General features: G+C 71.4%; 15 protein-coding genes. 5 read left to right on the forward strand and 10 right to left on the reverse strand.

The features are described from left to right. Nucleotides 1-24: 24 nt before the first annotated feature. From pyrE to AC07DC_RS07330, 6 genes are all read right to left on the reverse strand, one after another. Complete coding sequence (gene pyrE, locus AC07DC_RS07305) at nt 25-564, reverse strand: orotate phosphoribosyltransferase (protein ID WP_138357064.1); 540 nt, start codon at nt 562-564, stop codon at nt 25-27. Nucleotides 565-601: 37 nt separating this feature from the next. Next, on the reverse strand, nt 602-1,399 hold the full coding sequence (locus AC07DC_RS07310) for an aldose epimerase family protein (protein ID WP_478912772.1): 798 nt from the start codon (nt 1,397-1,399) through the stop codon (nt 602-604). 129 nt (nt 1,400-1,528) lie between these two features. After that, complete coding sequence (locus AC07DC_RS07315; protein ID WP_478912774.1) at nt 1,529-2,338, reverse strand: SRPBCC family protein; 810 nt, start codon at nt 2,336-2,338, stop codon at nt 1,529-1,531. Nucleotides 2,339-2,572: 234 nt separating this feature from the next. Next, nucleotides 2,573-4,162 carry a polyamine aminopropyltransferase gene (locus AC07DC_RS07320; protein ID WP_478912776.1) on the reverse strand — a complete coding sequence of 530 codons (1,590 nt, stop codon included), beginning with the start codon at nt 4,160-4,162 and terminating at the stop codon, nt 2,573-2,575. 211 nt (nt 4,163-4,373) lie between these two features. Beyond that, nucleotides 4,374-4,895, reverse strand: coding sequence for a DUF2617 family protein (locus AC07DC_RS07325; RefSeq protein WP_478912778.1), 522 nt, complete (start codon nt 4,893-4,895; stop codon nt 4,374-4,376). Between the two features lie 702 nt (nt 4,896-5,597). Then, nucleotides 5,598-6,764, reverse strand: a complete 1,167-nt coding sequence (locus AC07DC_RS07330; RefSeq protein WP_478912780.1) for an aminotransferase class I/II-fold pyridoxal phosphate-dependent enzyme — start codon at nt 6,762-6,764, stop codon at nt 5,598-5,600. Between the two features lie 348 nt (nt 6,765-7,112). Here AC07DC_RS07330 and AC07DC_RS07335 point away from each other — a divergent pair, with 348 nt between their 5' ends. Continuing rightward, on the forward strand, nt 7,113-8,324 hold the full coding sequence (locus AC07DC_RS07335; RefSeq protein ID WP_478912782.1) for a hypothetical protein: 1,212 nt from the start codon (nt 7,113-7,115) through the stop codon (nt 8,322-8,324). Nucleotides 8,325-8,370: 46 nt separating this feature from the next. Here AC07DC_RS07335 and AC07DC_RS07340 read toward each other — a convergent pair whose 3' ends face one another. Next, on the reverse strand, nt 8,371-8,922 hold the full coding sequence (locus AC07DC_RS07340; RefSeq protein WP_478912784.1) for a type III secretion system chaperone family protein: 552 nt from the start codon (nt 8,920-8,922) through the stop codon (nt 8,371-8,373). A gap of 92 nt (nt 8,923-9,014) precedes the next feature. Further along, nucleotides 9,015-11,618: an ATP-dependent chaperone ClpB gene (gene clpB / locus AC07DC_RS07345; protein ID WP_478914051.1), complete on the reverse strand. Its 2,604-nt coding sequence runs from the start codon at nt 11,616-11,618 to the stop codon at nt 9,015-9,017. 100 nt (nt 11,619-11,718) lie between these two features. Here clpB and AC07DC_RS07350 point away from each other — a divergent pair, with 100 nt between their 5' ends. The 4 genes from AC07DC_RS07350 (at nt 11,719) to grpE (ending at nt 15,640) form a co-directional block, all read left to right on the forward strand. Further along, nucleotides 11,719-12,123 carry a pyridoxamine 5'-phosphate oxidase family protein gene (locus AC07DC_RS07350; protein ID WP_478912786.1) on the forward strand — a complete coding sequence of 135 codons (405 nt, stop codon included), beginning with the start codon at nt 11,719-11,721 and terminating at the stop codon, nt 12,121-12,123. Between the two features lie 165 nt (nt 12,124-12,288). Further along, on the forward strand, nt 12,289-13,884 hold the full coding sequence (locus AC07DC_RS07355) for an Hsp70 family protein (protein WP_478912788.1): 1,596 nt from the start codon (nt 12,289-12,291) through the stop codon (nt 13,882-13,884). Between the two features lie 53 nt (nt 13,885-13,937). Continuing rightward, entirely contained in the window at nt 13,938-15,107 is a 1,170-nt protein-coding gene (locus AC07DC_RS07360) for a tetratricopeptide repeat protein (RefSeq protein ID WP_478912790.1), read from the forward strand. Then, on the forward strand, nt 15,104-15,640 hold the full coding sequence (gene grpE / locus AC07DC_RS07365; RefSeq protein ID WP_478912792.1) for a nucleotide exchange factor GrpE: 537 nt from the start codon (nt 15,104-15,106) through the stop codon (nt 15,638-15,640). The genes AC07DC_RS07360 and grpE overlap by 4 nt, the downstream gene beginning before the upstream one ends. Before the next feature lie 7 nt (nt 15,641-15,647). Here grpE and AC07DC_RS07370 read toward each other — a convergent pair whose 3' ends face one another. Both AC07DC_RS07370 and AC07DC_RS07375 read right to left on the reverse strand, forming a co-directional pair. Continuing rightward, on the reverse strand, nt 15,648-15,848 hold the full coding sequence (locus AC07DC_RS07370) for a DUF397 domain-containing protein (protein ID WP_478912794.1): 201 nt from the start codon (nt 15,846-15,848) through the stop codon (nt 15,648-15,650). A gap of 11 nt (nt 15,849-15,859) precedes the next feature. Further along, nucleotides 15,860-16,741 (reverse strand): helix-turn-helix domain-containing protein, encoded by an 882-nt coding sequence (locus AC07DC_RS07375; protein ID WP_478912796.1) that lies wholly within the window; start codon nt 16,739-16,741, stop codon nt 15,860-15,862. Nucleotides 16,742-16,755: the final 14 nt, after the last annotated feature.

A 16,755-nucleotide genomic window follows, 5' to 3' on the forward strand; every position in this document is an offset into this window, starting at 1 on the left:
CGGGTTCTCCGCAGCAGACGAGGCTCAGCCGAGGTCGAGGTCGGCCAGCGAGTAGGCAGCGAGATAGGGCAGGCCAGCCGCCTCGATCGCGGGGGCGGCGCCGCGCTCGACGATGACGGCGACGGCCACGACCTCGCCGCCGGCCTCGCGCACCGCTTCGACGGCGGTCAGCGGCGAGCCGCCGGTGGTCGAGGTGTCCTCGACGACCAGGACCCGGCGGCCCTTGACCTCGGTGCCCTCGATCCGCCGCTGCATGCCGTGTGCCTTGGTCGCCTTGCGGACGACGAACGCGTCGAGCCGGCGGCCGCGGGCGGCGGCCGCGTGCAGCATCGAGCCGGCCACCGGGTCGGCGCCGAGCGTCAGCCCGCCGACGGCGTCGAAGTCGAGGTCCTTGGTCAGGTCCAGCATCACCTGGCCGGTCAGCGGCGCCGCCTCGCCGTCCAGGGTGATCCGGCGGAGGTCGACGTAGAAGTCGGCCTCCAGCCCGGAGGAAAGCGTCACCTTGCCGTGGACCACGGCCTTGTCCTTGATCTGCTGCAGCAGGGCCTCGCGCACGTCACTCATAGCGTCGAGATTAGCCGCCGCGATCGGCTCGGCGGAATCAGCCCAGCCGCTCCCAGGACCAGACCGTCCCGATCTCCAGCGGATCGATCGGGGTGACGAGGCGCGGCAGTGTGTTGAGTCCGTTCGGCGGCCCGGACTGCGGCTCGACGCAGACGGCCTCGGGCTGCTCGTCGTAGACCACGACCCATTCGGCCGGGCTGGTCACGCGCACCCGCAGCTCGCCGGGCCAGGTCAGCGACACATCCACGCCGTCCGGCATGCCGAAGCAGTCGTCCCACGGCCGGGGCTTGGGCTGCGTCCGCTTCCCCGTCGGCAGATGGTCGTCGCCGCGCTCCTCCTGCCACTCCGGGGTGAAGTCCACCTCGGCGTCGCGGCCGCCCTGCCCGAGGTTGCGCAGGAACCAGGGGTGCCAGCCGGCCTGGGCCGGGAAGGAGTCACCGGCGGCCTCCACCGACAGGGTCATCCGCAGCTCGTTCTCGCCCAGTTCGAAGGTCTGCGTGACACGGCCCGGATACGGCCACGGGTCGGCCAGGTCGAAGTAGTACGACGCCGCCGAGTCCGTACCGCCCGGCGCCTCGCGCCACGCGGTGTGGCGGCCGGTGCCGTGGATCGCGTGCGGAGGCGCGTCCACCGGCAGTTGGTGAACGATTCCGCCGTTGCGGAAGCGTCCGTTCTCGGTCCTGCCGCACCACGGAACCATGGTGAACGAGCCGTACCGGTCGCCCTGGCGCAGCAGTTCGGTCCCTCCGACCGTCAGCGAGGCGATCCGGCACCCGTCCTGCGGCACCACGGTCAGTTCGGCGTCGCCCGCCGTCAGTTTCTTCCCAGTCGTCACCCTATGAGCGTAGGGCCTGTCCGGCGGATCACGGGCGGCACGGCCGCCGTTGCGCACGTCGCGAGCCTTGCGGACGACACGGCGACGCGAACCCAGCTGACACCAACAGCGACACCGACCCGGGCGACGTCACCGGCGGCGGCGCAGCACCCGGCCCACGACGACCGCGGAGGCCACCAGGACCGCGGCGGCGGGTGCCGCCCAGCGCAGCGTGGCGGTGGTGGAGGTGGTCGCCGCGGAGGGCGCGGGGGCGTAACGGCCGCGGGGCGGCGCGTGGTCGACCTCCTCGGCGCTGCGGCCGATCATGGTGCGGCGGGCGTGGGCGGCCTCGGCCGGGGGTTCGAGGTCGTCGAGCTCGGCCGCGGTCTCGGGGACCTCCACCTCGACCTCCACCTCGACGTCGTTCAGGTCCACCTCGACCAGCGCGATCTCCTCGGCCTCTTCCGGTTCCCCGCCGTCGTCGGCACCGTCGAGACCGTCGACGACATCGGGTTCCTCGGGCACTCCGGGGAGGCCGGCCGTCAGTTCCGCGGTGAAGCGGTCGAGCAGACGGCGGGCCGCGGTCTCGCGGGCGGGGCCGTCGAACGTGGCGAGCCGCCCCTCGATCGTGGCCGCGGTGCCGGTGAAGGACAGCATCGTGCCGGGGACGGCCTTGTCGGCCTCCTCGACGAGCACTCCGAGGGTGAATTTCACGGTGCCGTTGCCTCGCGCCTCCGTGCCCTCGCCCTCGACGGAGAACCCGCCGGCGCGCTCGGTGACGCGGAGCGCGCCGCGGTAGGTGATCGTCGAACCGCCGGCGCGCACCCGCAGCCGGCCGGTGAGAACGTCCCCGCCGGGGTCGGGCTGCCACCCGGGCAGGCTCGCGGCGACGCGGGCCGGGTCGGCGAGCGCCTGCCGAATGGTTTCCGCCAGAACCGGAACGAACACCTCATGCTCCATGCGGGGAGCCTACCGACCGTCGGGCGCCCAGGTCACCGGGTCGCGCCGCACGGTATGGCCGGCGACCGGAGCCGTGCCCCGAATGCGGGCATCCACCCCGGTCATCCACCCCAGGCACCACGCAGGGATCCACCCGGTCAGCCACCCCAGGCACCACACAGGGATCCACCCGGTCAGCCACCCCGTCATCCACCCAGGCAGCCGCCCCGGCAGCCGACCCGCCCGCCACCCCGGTCAGCCGCCCACCCGCGGCCGCATCAGCGTGGAAGGCGTGAGTCCGCTCTCGCGCGATGCCCAGGCGGCCTGCCGCAGCCCCGGCAGGCTCGCCGCCGACAGGGAGCGCAGCGGCGGTGCGTCCGGGGCCAGCCGCAGCTCGGGCTCGGTACGGGCGGCCAGCACGAAGCCCCAGTCCGTGGGGCCTCCACCGGCCTTCCCGGACCAGCGGTCCGGCCCGGACGGCGGCCCGCAGTCCCGGCCGCCGGTCAGGTACGGCACGGTGCGCAGCCCCGTGGCCCGCAGCGTCGCGTCGATCGTCCAATAGCTGTGCCGGGCCGCGTTCGGTGAGCCCGCGTGCACGGCGAGCCGCCCGTCCCGGGCCAGCGCGCGGCCCGCTAGGCCGTAGAACTCCTCGGAGTACAGCTTGGCGCTGCGCGAGATCCCGGGGTCGGGCAGATCGGCGAGGATCACGTCGTACGGCCCCGGAGTGCCGGCCCGGAGCCAGTCGAAGGCATCGGCGGTGACGGTGTGGACCCGCGGATCGCTGTAGGCCTGCCGGTTGAGCGCGACGAGGTCGGGATCGGTGCGGGCGAGCCGGACGAGCTCACCGTCGAGGTCGACGACGGTCACCGAGGTGACGTCCGGGTAGCGGAGCGCCTCGCGCACGGCGAGGCCGTCGCCGCCGCCGAGGACCAGGACGCGGGAGTGCGGGCCGGCCATCGCCGGGTGCACCAGTGCCTCGTGGTAGCGGAACTCGTCGGCTCCGCAGACCCGCAGCCGCCCGTCGAAGAAGAGCTGCACGGGGGCGCCGGCCCCGCCGGTGAGGACGATCTCCTGGACGTCGGTCTGCTCGGCGACGCGCACATCGCCCCCGTAGACCGCGCGCCGCGCGGCTGTCTCGAACGGTCCGGCCGTGAGAGCGGCGCCGCCGAGCACCGCCAGCACGCCGAGGTTGGCGACGAGCAGCCAGTTGCGGGCGCTGGGGGTCAGGTCGCCGCGGAACAGCCACAGCACCATCGCGGCACCCGCGACCGCGTTCACCGCGCCGGTGACCAGCGCGCCGGTGAGTTGGCCGAACGCGGGCAGCAGGAGGAACGGGAAGGCGAGCCCGCCGGCCAGCGCGCCGACGTAGTCCGCGGCGAAGAGGTCGGCGACGGCGCCGCTCGCGTCCTGTCGGCGGATCCGCTGGATGAGCGTCATGAGCAGCGGGATCTCGGCGCCGATCAGCACACCGATGGCGAACGCGCAGGCGATCATCGCCGGACGCGCCATCCCGAACCAGGCGAAGCACGCGTACAGCGCCATCACCGAGAGCCCGCCGACCAGCGCGAGCGCCGCCTCCACACCCGCGAACCCGACGGCCGCGACGCACCGTATCCGCTTGGCGAGCAGGGAGCCGACGCCCATGGCGAAGACCATCACCGACAGGATGACGGAGGCCTGGGTGACGGAGTCACCGACGAGGTACGAGGCGAGGGCGACGAGTTCGAGCTCGTAGATCAGCCCGCAGGCGGCGCAGACGAAGACGGCGGCGAGGACCAGCGCACGGGCCGGGCCGACCGGTACGGGGAGCCGCACGGCGGATGTGCGGCTTGACTGGTCGATCATGAATGAACGCTATGTCAGGCCTGCGGTCGCATTTGTCACCCACAGGGGTGCTTTTTGACGGCACTTGACGGCACTTGACGGCGCGATGAGTACCACCACGGCTCGCAAAAGTGCGCTCCGAGCGCCGCCGCCGACCCTCGCGGGCAGCCGTAGGCGGCCGCGGAATGCCCACTTCAGGTCCGCTGCCCGCCGCCCGCCGTCAACTGTCCGGCTACGGAAGGACGCTGATGCGCGACCGCGTTGCCACCAGGCGCCCTTCCTGCGGGTACGCGTGCCAGGTGCGCCAGCGGACGCTGCCCTCGCTGTGCTGGACGAGCATCGCGGTGAACGCGTGCGGATCGCCGGGAAAGGTGCCCGCGAGACCCTGCGGGTGATCCGCGACGAGCGCGAGGAGTTCCTGCGCCCGGCCCGCGAAGGAGCCGCGCGACAACGTCTCGACGCGTGCCGCGAATTCGTAGTCCCATGTCCCGATGCGTTTGGCGACGCCAAAAGGGAGCGGAGTCTGACTTCCTGGGATGCAGGCGACGGTTTCCGAACAACTGCCGCCCTCGGAATCGATGAGTACCTGGTGGGAGGCGCCGAGCAGGCGCATCTGCACCTGCACGGGAGACTGGTCGGTGCCGCTGAGCTGGAGGTCGAGCACGGCGAGCGCGGGGAGCGCTTCCCTGCCCAGGCACCAGGCCAGGTCTCCGGCACGGGTATCGGTGTAAGCGGTCTGGAGAGTGGTGAGCATGGGTCGGCTCCGCAAGCACGCAGTGGATGATGGGCCGACCCGCACCAGTTGGTGGATCTGGCGGGAACGTGCGTCGGCTCGTGCCCACGTGGGGTCCGGTAGATACGGAATCATGAAACGCCGGGTGCCTTCAGCCTTTTTACCCATCTGCGCGCGCTTTACATCCCCAGGAGCGCGTATCGGTTCAGGTGTTCACCACAACTGCGCCCGGCGGGTGACACTTCCACCGGGCGCATATGCGAATGGGCATGAGCCACATGCAATTCCAACGATCAGCTGCTGCCACAGCCGCCGCCACCCCCGCACGACGACCCGCCCCCGCAGGACGATCCGCCGCCACAGGAATGTCCGCCGCCGCAGGAGTGGTGACTGCCCCCGCCGTGGTGACCGCCGCCGGAGCCGCCCCCGTCGGAGCCACCGAACGCCCACCAGCTGCCGCCTTCCGACCCGGCGCCCGTGCTCGCCGCGCTCGCCCGGCCCCGTCCGCGCCCCCGCGCCTTGCTCAGGTTCACCGTGCGGCTCAGGTTCCTCAGTCGCACCGCTACGGCGATGATGACGACCAGTGCGACCAGACCAATCAGGAATGCGCGCATCTTCCCCGCCCCCCGTCTTCGTGAGCTGTGACTTTCTTCGTGCGACGGTGATGCCCCCGCCGAATCCACTCGAAAGCAGAGTTGAGGAAGTCCAGAGGTTCGAAACTGCTCAGCGCGCCCGCACCAGCTGGTCGACGGCGGCGCGTACCGATTCCTCGCGCTTGCAGAAGGAAAATCGGACCAGCCAGGAAGGAGCGTCCTGCCCCTGGTAGAAGGCCGACGTCGGAATGGCGACCACGCCCGCCCGCTCCGGCAGTTCCCGGCAGAAGGTGACGCCGTCCGGGTAGCCCCAGGACCGTACGTCCGCCTGCAGGAAGTACCCGGCCTCCGCGCGGTACGGGCGCAGGCCGGCCTGCTTCAGCCCGTCGCTCAGCAGGTCGCGGTTGGCGCGCAGGGTGCCGCGCAGCTCCGCCGCCCACTCCTCGACGGAGCCGAGCATCCGGGCCAGCGCCTCCTGGTAGGGGGTGCCGGAGGCGTAGGTGAGGAACTGCTTGACGGAGCCGGCGGCGGCGACGAGCGGGGCGGGACCGCAGATCCAGCCGATCTTCCAGCCGGTGACGTTGAAGGTCTTGCCCGCCGAGGAGATGATCAGCGTCCGCTCCCGCATGCCGGGTAGCGCCGCGATCGTGCGGTGCGGCGTCTCGTCGTAGACCAGGTGCTCGTACACCTCGTCGGTCACCACGATGAGCGAGTGCTCCCGGCAGACCTCGGCGATCGCGTCCAGTTCCGCGGCCGTGAACACCTTGCCCACCGGGTTGTGCGGGGTGTTGAGCACCAGGACGCGGGTCCTGGGCGTCACGGCGGCGCGCAGCGCGTCGGCGTTCATGACGAAGCCGTCGCCGTCGGCCTCCAGCGGGACGCCGACCAGCGTGGCACCGCTGAGCCGGGCGGCGGCGGGATAGGCGTCGTAGCAGGGGTCGAAGGCCAGGATCTCGTCGCCGGGGTCGCAGAACGCGAGCAGCGCTGCCGCGATGGCCTCGGTGGCGCCGGTGGTGACCAGCACCTCGCCGTCCGGCCGGTACTCGAGCCCGTAGCGGCGCAGCTGGTGCTCGGCGACGGCGGTGCGGAGCGCCGGGAAGCCGACGGCGGGCGGGTACTGGTTGTTGCCCGCGAGCACGGCGTCGGCCACGTCCTTGAGCAGCGTCGCGGGGCTCGCCAGCTCGGGCACTCCCTGCCCCAGGTTGACGGCCCCGGTCCTTCTGGCCAGCTCCGTCATCTCGGTGAAGATCGACGTTCCGACGCCCCGCACCCGCGCGGCCGGACTCCACTCACCCATGTGTTCCCCACTTCCCTGAACCCGCTTCGCCGAGCCACGGCAGAAAGCCCACGACGGACAGCCCACGACACACGGCCCACGACCGACGACTCACGACCGACAGCTCCCGACCGACGGCTCACGATAAGCCGCGGGCGCCGCCCGTGGGGGCGGGACCGGGGCGAACCGGCCCGGCGGGCCCGGCCGGCGAGGGAGGTCCGCCAAGCGGGTGGAATGCGAGACGGCGTACGCCCGGGAGCGCGAGAGCCGAAGGGCGGTCACCGCATAGTCGTACCGTCATACCCGCCGCTCCGAGCGGAGCCGGGCGGACCCGACGGTGCCCCGACCGGGCCCGAAAGGAGCGGTACGGTGCACACGGCCGAGCCGGTCTCGTCCAGTCCGACCACCGAGGCGCACCCCGCACCCGCCGCGCCGCCCGGCCGCGCCCTCGCCCTGCGCGACTCCCTGCGCCGGGCCGCCCCCGCCCTGCTCCTCTTCGCCGCGACCCGGCTGGTCGGCGCCGTGCTGGTGACGGCGTGGGCGCTGCGGGCCGGGCTGCATCCGCGCAGCCTGTTCGGGCAGAGCTGGGACGCTCGCTGGTACGAGCGGATCGCCGAATGGGGCTACGGGACGTTCTTCCCGTCCGCCACGGCCCAGGGCATGAGCTTCAGCGATCTGGCGTTCTTCCCGCTCTACCCGGCGCTGATCAGGACCGTCTCCACGGTCCTGCCCATCGGTCCGGTCAACGCGGCCCTGCTGATCGCCTGGAGCGCGGCCGCCCTGGCCGCCTGGGGGATCTTCGCGATCGGTGATCGGCTCTACGGCCGGCGGGCCGGGATCTGCCTGGTGCTGCTGTGGGGGCTGCTGCCGCACTCCGTCGTGCTGACGATGGCGTACACCGAGTCGCTGCTGACCGCCTGCGCCGCCTGGGCGCTGTACGCGCTGCTCACCCGGCGCTGGCTCGGCGCGGGCGGGCTCGCGGTGCTCGCCGGGCTGGCGCGTCCGAACGGCATCGCGGTGGTGGCCGCGGTCGCCGCGGGCGTCGCCGCCGACGCCTGGCGCCGCCACCGCGAGGGGCTGCCGCAGGACCGGGCGGCCTGGGTGGGCGCGCTCGTCGCCCCGCTGGGCTGGTGCGGCTACGTCGGCTGGGTGGGCCTGCAGACGGGCCGGCCGCTGGGGTACTTCGACGTGCAGCGCCGCTGGGGCTCGCAGTTCGACTTCGGCCGCAACGCCCTGGAGTACGTCAGGCATCTGATCCTCGACCGCGACCAGCTCATGGGCTACATGGTCGCCGCGATCGGCGCGGCCGCGCTGCTCCTGCTCGTACTGGCGCTGCTGCAGCGGATCCCGCTGCCGTTGGCCCTCTACGCGGCGGTGCTCGTCCTCATCGCGCTGGGCGGCTCGCACTACTTCGGATCCAAGCCGCGCTTCCTGCTGCCGGCCTTCCCGCTGCTCGTCCCGGCCGCGCTGGCCTTGTCGAAAGCCCGGCCGCGCACCGCCGCCGTAGCGGTGGCCGCGCTGGCCGGGCTCTCGTTCTTCTACGGGACGTACCTGCTGACGGTCGTCTCCGCGCCGATCTGATCCAACGCTCCACAACCCAAGATCCAAGATCCAAGATCTGGCTGCGTCAGACGTCGTCGCCGTTGGTGCCTTCGTCGCCCTTGTCGCCGCCGTCGGCGTCCACGTCCTTCTCCAGTCCGAGGGTCTCCACGACCCACTTGTCGAACTCGATCGAGGCGCGTACCCAGCTCACCGTGCTGGAGACGAAGTGCTCCAGGTTGACGCCCAGGCCGATCAGCATCTGCGCCTCGCCGATCAGACGGACGGAGCCGTCGTCGTGCGTGTGCGTGTAGACCTTCGGCCACAGGGTGCGGCGGTTCCAGTCGTCGATGACCTCGTGCAGCTGCGGCTTGTCATCGACGGTGTACGGCCGGTCGTAGAAAGTGCGGACCGCGAAGATCTGCTGGTCCTCCTCACCGCGGAACATGAAGTACGCGCGGAATTCCTCCCACGGCGCGGCGAGGTCGCCCTCGTCGTCGACGACGAACTTCAGCTCCATCTGTTCGAGCAGCTGCTTGACCAGGTCCTGGTCGGGGATGACCGCGCTGGCGGCGGGGCCGTTCTGCTCGGGGTCCGGCTGGCCCCCGAAATTAGGAATCGAGGACGGATCGATGCTCACCGTGAGTTCCCTTCGTACGGATTCCTTCCATCCTCCCCCATCCGCCGAGGGGTCTGGCAACCCCCGGCGGATCCGCGCCGGGGGCGGCGGTGTCAGACCGTCTTGGACAGGGACGGCGCCGGGCCGACGATCAGCCCCTCCCCCGCCCGGTCGACCCGGACGGTGTCGCCGTCGACGACCTCGCCGGACAGGATCGCGCGGGCGAGCGGGTCGCCGATCGCGGTCTGCACGAGGCGGCGCAGCGGCCGCGCGCCGTAGGCCGGGTCGTTCCCCTCGTCCGCGAGCCAGTCCAGGGCGGCGTCGGTGACGTCCAGGACCAGCCGGCGGTCGCGCAGCCGCTCGGCGAGCCGGTCGGTCTGCAGCCGGGCGATGTGCCGCAGCTCCTCCTTGTTCAGCGCACTGAAAACGACGATGTCGTCGAGCCGGTTCAGGAACTCCGGCTTGAAGGACATCCGCACCGTCTCCAGGACGCTCTGCTTCTTCTCCGCGTCCCCGAGCACCGGGTCGACCAGGTACTGGCTGCCGAGGTTCGACGTCAGGACCAGGATCGCGTTGCGGAAGTCGACCGTGCGGCCCTGGCCGTCGGTGAGCCGGCCGTCGTCGAGCACCTGCAGCAGCACGTCGAAGACGTCGTGGTGCGCCTTCTCGACCTCGTCGAGCAGCACCACGCTGTACGGGCGCCGCCGGACGGCCTCGGTGAGCTGGCCGCCCTCCTCGTAGCCGACGTAGCCGGGTGGGGCGCCGACGAGCCGGGCGACGGAGTGCTTCTCGCCGTACTCGCTCATGTCGATACGCACCATGGCGCGCTCGTCGTCGAAGAGGAAGTCCGCCAGCGCCTTGGCCAGCTCGGTCTTGCCGACGCCGGTGGGGCCGAGGAAGAGGAACGATCCGGTCGGCCGGTCGGGGTCGGAGATGCCCGAGCGCGAGCGGCGCACCGCGTCGGAGACGGCGCGGACGGCCTCGGTCTGGCCGATCAGCCGGCGGCCCAGCTCCTCCTCCATGCGCAGCAGCTTCTGGGTCTCGCCCTCCAGCAGCCGGCCGGCCGGGATGCCGGTCCAGGCGCCGACGACGTCGGCGATGTCGTCCGGGCCGACCTCGTCCTTGACCATGGTGTCCTTGGCGGCGGCCGCCTCGGCCTCGGTGGCCTCGGCCAGCTCGGCCTCCAGCCGCGGCTTCTCGCCGTAGAGCAGCTTGGACGCGGCCTCGAAGTCACCGTCGCGCTGGGCGCGCTCGATGTCGGTGTTCACCTCGTCCAGGCTCTCCTTGATGGCGCCGACGCGGTTGAGGCCCTCCTTCTCCTTCTCCCAGCGGGCGGTCAGGCCGCGCAGCTCCTCCTCCTTGTCGGCGAGGTCCCTGCGCAGCTTCTCCAGCCGCTGGACGGAGGCGGGGTCCGTCTCGTTCTTGAGCGCCATCTCCTCCATGCGCAGCCGGTCCACGGCGCGCTGCAGCTCGTCGATCGCGACGGGCGAGGAGTCGATCTCCATCCGGAGCCGGGAGGCAGCCTCGTCGACGAGGTCGATGGCCTTGTCCGGGAGGAAACGGGCGGTGATGTAGCGGTTGGACAAGGTGGCGGCGGCGACCAGCGCGGAGTCCGCGATCTGCACCTTGTGGTGCGCCTCGTACCGGCCCTTGAGGCCGCGCAGGATCGCGATGGTGTCCTCGACGGACGGCTCGGCCACCATCACCTGCTGGAAGCGGCGCTCCAGCGCCGGGTCCTTCTCGATGCGCTCGCGGTACTCGTCGAGCGTGGTGGCGCCGACCATCCGCAGCTCACCGCGGGCCAACATCGGCTTGAGCATGTTGCCCGCGTCCATGGCGGAGTCGCCGCCGGCGCCCGCGCCGACGACCGTGTGCAGCTCGTCGATGAAGGTGATGACCCGGCCGTCGCTCTCCTTGATCTCGGAGAGCACCGCCTTGAGCCGCTCCTCGAACTCGCCGCGGTACTTGGCGCCCGCGACCATCGCGCCGAGGTCGAGCGAGACCAGCCGCTTGTTGCGCAGCGACTCGGGCACATCGCCCTTGACGATGCGCTGCGCGAGGCCCTCGACGACGGCGGTCTTGCCGACGCCGGGCTCGCCGATCAGCACCGGGTTGTTCTTGGTTCGGCGGGACAGCACCTGGACGACCCGGCGGATCTCCTGGTCCCGGCCGATCACCGGGTCGAGCTTGCCCTCGCGGGCGGCGGCGGTGAAGTCCGTGCCGTACTTCTCGAGCGCCTTGTAGGTGCCCTCGGGATCCTGGCTGGTCACGCGCTGCCCTCCACGGGCGGATTCGAAGGCGTCCAGCAGCTTCTTCGCCGTGGCGCCCCGCTGGTTGAGCAGGTCGCCGGCCTGGCCGCCCTTGACGGCGATACCGATGAGCAGGTGCTCGGTCGAGATGTAGTCGTCCCCGAGGTCCTTCGCGCGCTGCGACGCGTCCGCGACGACCGCCAGCAGGTCCCGGTTGGCCTGCGGGGGCGCGACCGTGGCGCCCTGGACGACGGGCAGCGCGGCGACCAGCCGCTCGGCGCCCGCGCGCAGCTCCGCGGCGTCGGCGCCGACCGCCGCCAGCAGGTCCACGATGTTCTCGTTGTCGGCTCCGCCCAGCAGGGCGAGCAGCAGATGTGCGGGGGTGAGGTCCGGGTTCCCGGCGGACACCGCGTGTGCGTTTGCGGTGTTCAGCGCTTCCCGGCTCTTGTTGGTCAGCTCCGCTTCCACGGCCACCTGAACCTCCTGTCGGATCACTCAGTCAAGTTGAGTCTATGGCACTCAACCCTGGAACGGTAGCGCCGATTCCCATGGCGTAGCGTGCATTCTCATGGCCCGAGACCTACGCAACCCCGAATCCGCGTACCTGTCCTTCTGGCGCGAATATCACCTGTGCACCCTCACGACACCACGGCCCGACGGCAGCCCGCACGTCGTCGCGGTCGGCGTGACCTACGACCCCGAGGCCTGCCTCGCCCGCGTGATCACGAACAAGGCGAGCCGCAAGGTCGCGAACATCCTGGCCGCCGGGCCCGACGGCGCCCGGGTCGCCGCCTGCCAGGTCGACAAGGGCCGCTGGGCGACCCTGGAGGGCGTCGCGACCGTCAGCACCGATCCGGAGCGCATCGCCGACGCCGTCCGCCGCTACGCCGAGCGCTACGCACGGACGCCCGCCTTCAACCCCGACCGCGTCGTCATCGAGATCGCGCTGACCCGCGCGATGGGCAGCGCCTGACCCGAGCGCCCGACCCCACCGGCCCCCCCACGCGTCCCGCTCTGATCCCACCAGCACCACCGGACCCTCCAGCCCCGCCCCGATCTTCAAAGGGCCTGGCGGGCCCGATACGTGACACGGCATCATGTCCCGTGCGGTGGAACGGCCGACAACGGGGAGAGTGCTGTGGCGCGTGTCTTGGGGATCGATCTCGGAACGACCTATTCCGCGATGGCGGTGGCCGACGCCTCGGGTGCGGCCACCATCGTCCGGAACCGTGAGGGGGAGAACATCACCCCGTCCGTGGTGATGTTCCAGGGCGACACGGTCGTCGTCGGCTCCCAGGCCAAACGCTCGGCGATGACCGCGCCCGACCACGTCATCCAGTTCGCGAAGCGCTACATGGGCGAGCCGAACGCCATCTACACCTCCGAGTCCGGTGTCGCCTACCGCCCCGAGGAGATCTCCGCCCTCGTCCTCAAGCGACTGCGCGAGGACGCGGAGATGATGCTGGGCGAGCCCGTCGACCAGGTCGTCATCACCGTCCCCGCCTACTTCGACGACGCCAGGCGCCGGGCCACCCAGGACGCCGGCCAGATCGCCGGCTTCGAGGTGCTGCGCATCGTCAACGAGCCCACCGCCGCCGCGCTCGCCTACGGGCTCGACCGCGCGGACGACGGCGAGGAGATCGGCACCGTCCTGGTCTACGACCTCGGCGGCGGCACCTTCGACGTGACGGTGATGCGCGTCGTGGACGGCGACTACGACGTGATCGCCACCGACGGCGACCGCAACCTGGGCGGCTTCGACTGGGACGGCGTCCTGATGGAGCACCTCAACGGGACGTTCACCGCCGCCGGCGGGCGCGACCTCACCGACGACGGCGCACTGCTCGCCGAACTCCGCGACAAGGCCGAGATCGCCAAGCGCACCCTGTCCAACGCCCCGCAGGCCGTCGTCATGCTCTCCGCCGACGGGCGGCACGAGCAGATCCGCATCACGCGCGAGAAGTACGAGGAGCTCAGCGCGGACCTGCTGGACCGCACCCGCATCATCACCGAGGGCGTCCTCGCGGACGCCTCGCTCACCTGGGCCGCCATCGACCGGGTGCTCCTGGTCGGCGGCTCGACCCGGATGCCGATGGTCGCTGACCTGGTGAAGCGGCTCTCCGGCAAGGACCCCGAGCGCGGCATCAACCAGGACGAGGTCGTCGCCCTCGGGGCGGCGCTGGTCGGCCTCGACGCCCAGGTGCGCGGCGAGCAGGCCCAGGAGAAGAAGAAGTACATCGGCAGCGGCGCCGCCGTGGAGACGTCGCCCGGCGACGGGCTCGCCCGGCTCACCAAGGGCAAGATCAAGTCCATCAAGGACGTCACCTCGCAGTCCCTCGGCATGGTGGCCACCCATGACCACGACCACTCGCTGCAGTACAACTCGATCATCGTGCCCCGCAACACCTCGGTCCCCACCCGCCGCAGCGACACCTTCCACACGCTCGCCAACCAGCAGACGAAGCTGCGCGTCGCCGTGACCGAGGGCGACGGCGAGGACCTGGACTACGTCAAGGTCGTCGGTGAGAGCACCCTGCAGATCCCGCCGTACCCGGTGGGCGCACCGTTCGAGGTCTTCTACTCCTACGACGTCGACGGGATCATCCACGTCGAGGTCAAGGACGGCACCAGCGGCAAGTGGCTCGGCGAGTTCGAGGTCGAGCGGCTGGACAACCTCACCTCCCAGGAACTGGACGCGCTCAGCGACCGGGTCGCGCGGATCTCCGCGCTCTGAACTCCGCACACGCCCGATCCTTCGCGCCGCCCTCTGACCGGAGTTTCAACCCCATGACCAGCACCGGCGAATTCCGGGACTACTACGCCGAGTTCGAGCTCGATCCCGCCGACAGCGCCGAGGAGATCGGCAGGAAGCTCGACGTCCAGCAGCGCGCGTGGGCGGGCAAGGCCAGCCGCGCGCCGAGCGCGGACAAGCGCCGCGAGGCCGAGGACCAGGTCGCCCGGCTCACCGAGGCCCGCAAGGAGCTCGTGGACCCGGCCCGCCGGGCCGCGTACGACGCCCGTCGCACGCAGCGGCTGCGTGCGCCTGAGCCGAAGCCGCAGCAGCGCTCCGGCGGCAAGTCCGTCCCCAATCAGCAGGGCGGGGACGCCCCGCGGACCCGGGACTGGCTGGAGGCCGCCCGCGCGGAGGTCCGGCGCGGCAACCCCGCCGCCGCCCTCTACGAGGCCCAGCAGGCGGTCCACTTCGACGACACCAACGCCGACGCCTGGCAGCTGCTCGGGGCGCTGCACCTGGACGCCGGGGACACCGCCGCCGCCATCCAGGAGTTCCGCCGCTCGATCACCCTCGCGCCGCGCAACGCGTACACCCACTCCCTGATGGGCACCGCCAGCCGCGCGGTCAACGACCTCCCGACCGCGATCACCTGGCACCTCAAGTCCTGCTCGCTGGAGCCGGACAACGTCGACTACCGCATCTACGCCGGTGACGCCCTGTACGCGGCCGGCCGGTACGACGAGGCCCTCCAGCACTACGAGCGCGCGCTGACCGAGCAGCCGGAGCACGCGGGGCTGCGGAACCAGATCAGCGCCATCTGGTCACTCCGCGCCGAGGGCGCCAAGACCTACCACCCCTTCACCCGGCAGCGGCTGATCACCTCGGCCGAAGCCGCCCGCCGCATCGACGGCATCGTGGACCAGGCGCTCGCCGTCCAGCCCACCGACCAGGAACTCGTGCAGAAGCTCTACACCGACCGGGCCGCCGCGCTCTACGCGACCCACAAGGCCTGGCGCGGCCGCAAGAGCATGCTCGGTGTCGCGCTGATCTTCATCATCGTCGGCGTCGCCCTGCCCGACGACGGAATCGGGGGCGTCCTCAGCTCCCTGCTGGTGTTCGCCCTGATCGCGGTCCTCGCCTATCTCGGCTGGAAGCCCCGCTGGTGGCACGCCCGCAAGTCACTGCCCCCCAACGCCGTCGAGCCGGACTGGAGCAAACCATGAGCATTCCGCCGCCACCGCAACCGGAGGCGCCCGCGCCGCCGGCCGCCCCGCCCGCGCCTCCGGCCCCTGACGTGCTCAACGTCGTCGCCGACGCGGTCGACGGGCTGCGCGAGGAGGTCGCCGGGCTCGGCGACCAGTTCCGCCGCCGGCTGCTCAACGACCGGGAGACCCGCCGCTCCGTCGAGGAGCTCCACCAGGAGCTCGACCACACCCGCAAACTCGCCGAGGGCCGCACGGTCCAGCCCCTGCTGTACGACCTGGTCCTGCTGCTCGACCGTGTCGAGCGCGAGACCGACCCGTTCGCCGACTCCGTCCGCGCCGAACTGTCCACGGTGCTGGAGAAGTACGGCATGACGCGGATGCCGATCGAGGCGGGCGTCTTCAACCCCGCCACCCAGGAGGCGGTCGGCACCGTGCCGGCCCTCAGCCCCGACCTGGTGGGCCACGTCGCGCGCATCGTGCGCCACGGTTACGTGATGGAGTCCCGTCTCGTCCGGGCCCAGCAGGTCCTGGTCCACGCGGCCGCCGGCTAGCGGCGCGTCAGCGCGCGAGGTGGTCGAAGGCGCCGGCCTTCGCGGCGTGGAGCAGCGTACGGAGCGCGGCGGGGGTGGTGGTTATGACGGCCTGCGGGTCGTCACTCTCCCGGAGATGGACGAGGCCGGCGGAACCGGTGGCCACCTCGACGCATTCGCCCTGGCCGCCGCTGCTGAACGAGGACTTCTGCCACGTGAGCTGGGACATCTGGCTCCTTCTTACAGGTTGTACATCACGTGCTGAATGAGACTGAGGGAGTCCCGTCCCTCATGGGACTCGGGCGCTGACTGCGGGTCCACCGGCGCCAGCGCCAACCCGCTCAGCCGTTCGAACATCTTGGCGTAGTCGTCCAGTTGTTCGCCAACTCCAACGAACGCGGCGCTCTTCGGGTTCTCCAGGTAGACGGTGCCCAGCTCCGGCACCGAGCCCTCGAAGAGGATGAACGGGCGGGCGAAACCGGCGTACGCCCCTCTCGTGAAGGGGAAGATCTGCAGAGTGACGTGGGGCAGCCGGGCAACCTCGATCAGCCTGAGCAGCTGCTTCCGCATGATCCGCGTTCCGCCGACCTCGACTCTCAGCGCCGCCTCGTAGATCACCGCGTGGTAGGCGGGCGGGGACTCACCCGTGAGGATCTGCTGCCTGGCGAGCCGGAACTGCGCGTAACGCTCGACCCGTTCCGGGTCGGTCTCCGTAGCGGCGATCACCTCGCGTGCGTAGTCGGCAGTCTGCAGCATCCCGGGAATGAAGAGCGGCTCGTGGATCCGCACCGCGCTGGAACGTGACTCCAGCTCCGCCAGATCGAGGGCATTGCGTCCCATCACATCGCGGTACTCGTCCCACCAGCCCTTGCCCCGCTCCTGGGCCATCTCCATCAGCCCGTCGAACAGCGGCCCCGGCGGGCAGCCGTACTCGCGCAGCAGCAGGTAGAGGCGGTTGCGGGATACGTCCACCCGCCCGGCCTCGATGTTGCTGATGCGCGTGCGGTCGGCTTCGAGCAGCGCCCCGGCCTGGTCTCCGGACAGTCCTGCGCGGTTGCGGAGTTTGCGCAGCTCGGCGCCGAGCCGGCGGTGCCGTTCGCTGGGCGCACTTCTGGGTGGCATGTGGGACCTCCTTG

Source organism: Streptomyces sp. NPDC045021, assembly GCF_056432645.1.

What these genes read in the sequence shown, in the direction of transcription:
- pyrE (WP_138357064.1), bottom strand. Translation starts at nt 564, where the DNA reads ATGAGTGACGTGCGCGAGGCCCTGCTGCAGCAGATCAAGGACAAGGCC.
- AC07DC_RS07315 (WP_478912774.1), bottom strand. Translation starts at nt 2,338, where the DNA reads ATGGAGCATGAGGTGTTCGTTCCGGTTCTGGCGGAAACCATTCGGCAG.
- AC07DC_RS07320 (WP_478912776.1), bottom strand. Translation starts at nt 4,162, where the DNA reads ATGATCGACCAGTCAAGCCGCACATCCGCCGTGCGGCTCCCCGTACCG.
- AC07DC_RS07325 (WP_478912778.1), bottom strand. Translation starts at nt 4,895, where the DNA reads ATGCTCACCACTCTCCAGACCGCTTACACCGATACCCGTGCCGGAGAC.
- AC07DC_RS07330 (WP_478912780.1), bottom strand. Translation starts at nt 6,764, where the DNA reads ATGGGTGAGTGGAGTCCGGCCGCGCGGGTGCGGGGCGTCGGAACGTCG.
- AC07DC_RS07350 (WP_478912786.1), top strand. Translation starts at nt 11,719, where the DNA reads ATGGCCCGAGACCTACGCAACCCCGAATCCGCGTACCTGTCCTTCTGG.
- AC07DC_RS07360 (WP_478912790.1), top strand. Translation starts at nt 13,938, where the DNA reads ATGACCAGCACCGGCGAATTCCGGGACTACTACGCCGAGTTCGAGCTC.
- grpE (WP_478912792.1), top strand. Translation starts at nt 15,104, where the DNA reads ATGAGCATTCCGCCGCCACCGCAACCGGAGGCGCCCGCGCCGCCGGCC.
- AC07DC_RS07370 (WP_478912794.1), bottom strand. Translation starts at nt 15,848, where the DNA reads ATGTCCCAGCTCACGTGGCAGAAGTCCTCGTTCAGCAGCGGCGGCCAG.
- AC07DC_RS07375 (WP_478912796.1), bottom strand. Translation starts at nt 16,741, where the DNA reads ATGCCACCCAGAAGTGCGCCCAGCGAACGGCACCGCCGGCTCGGCGCC.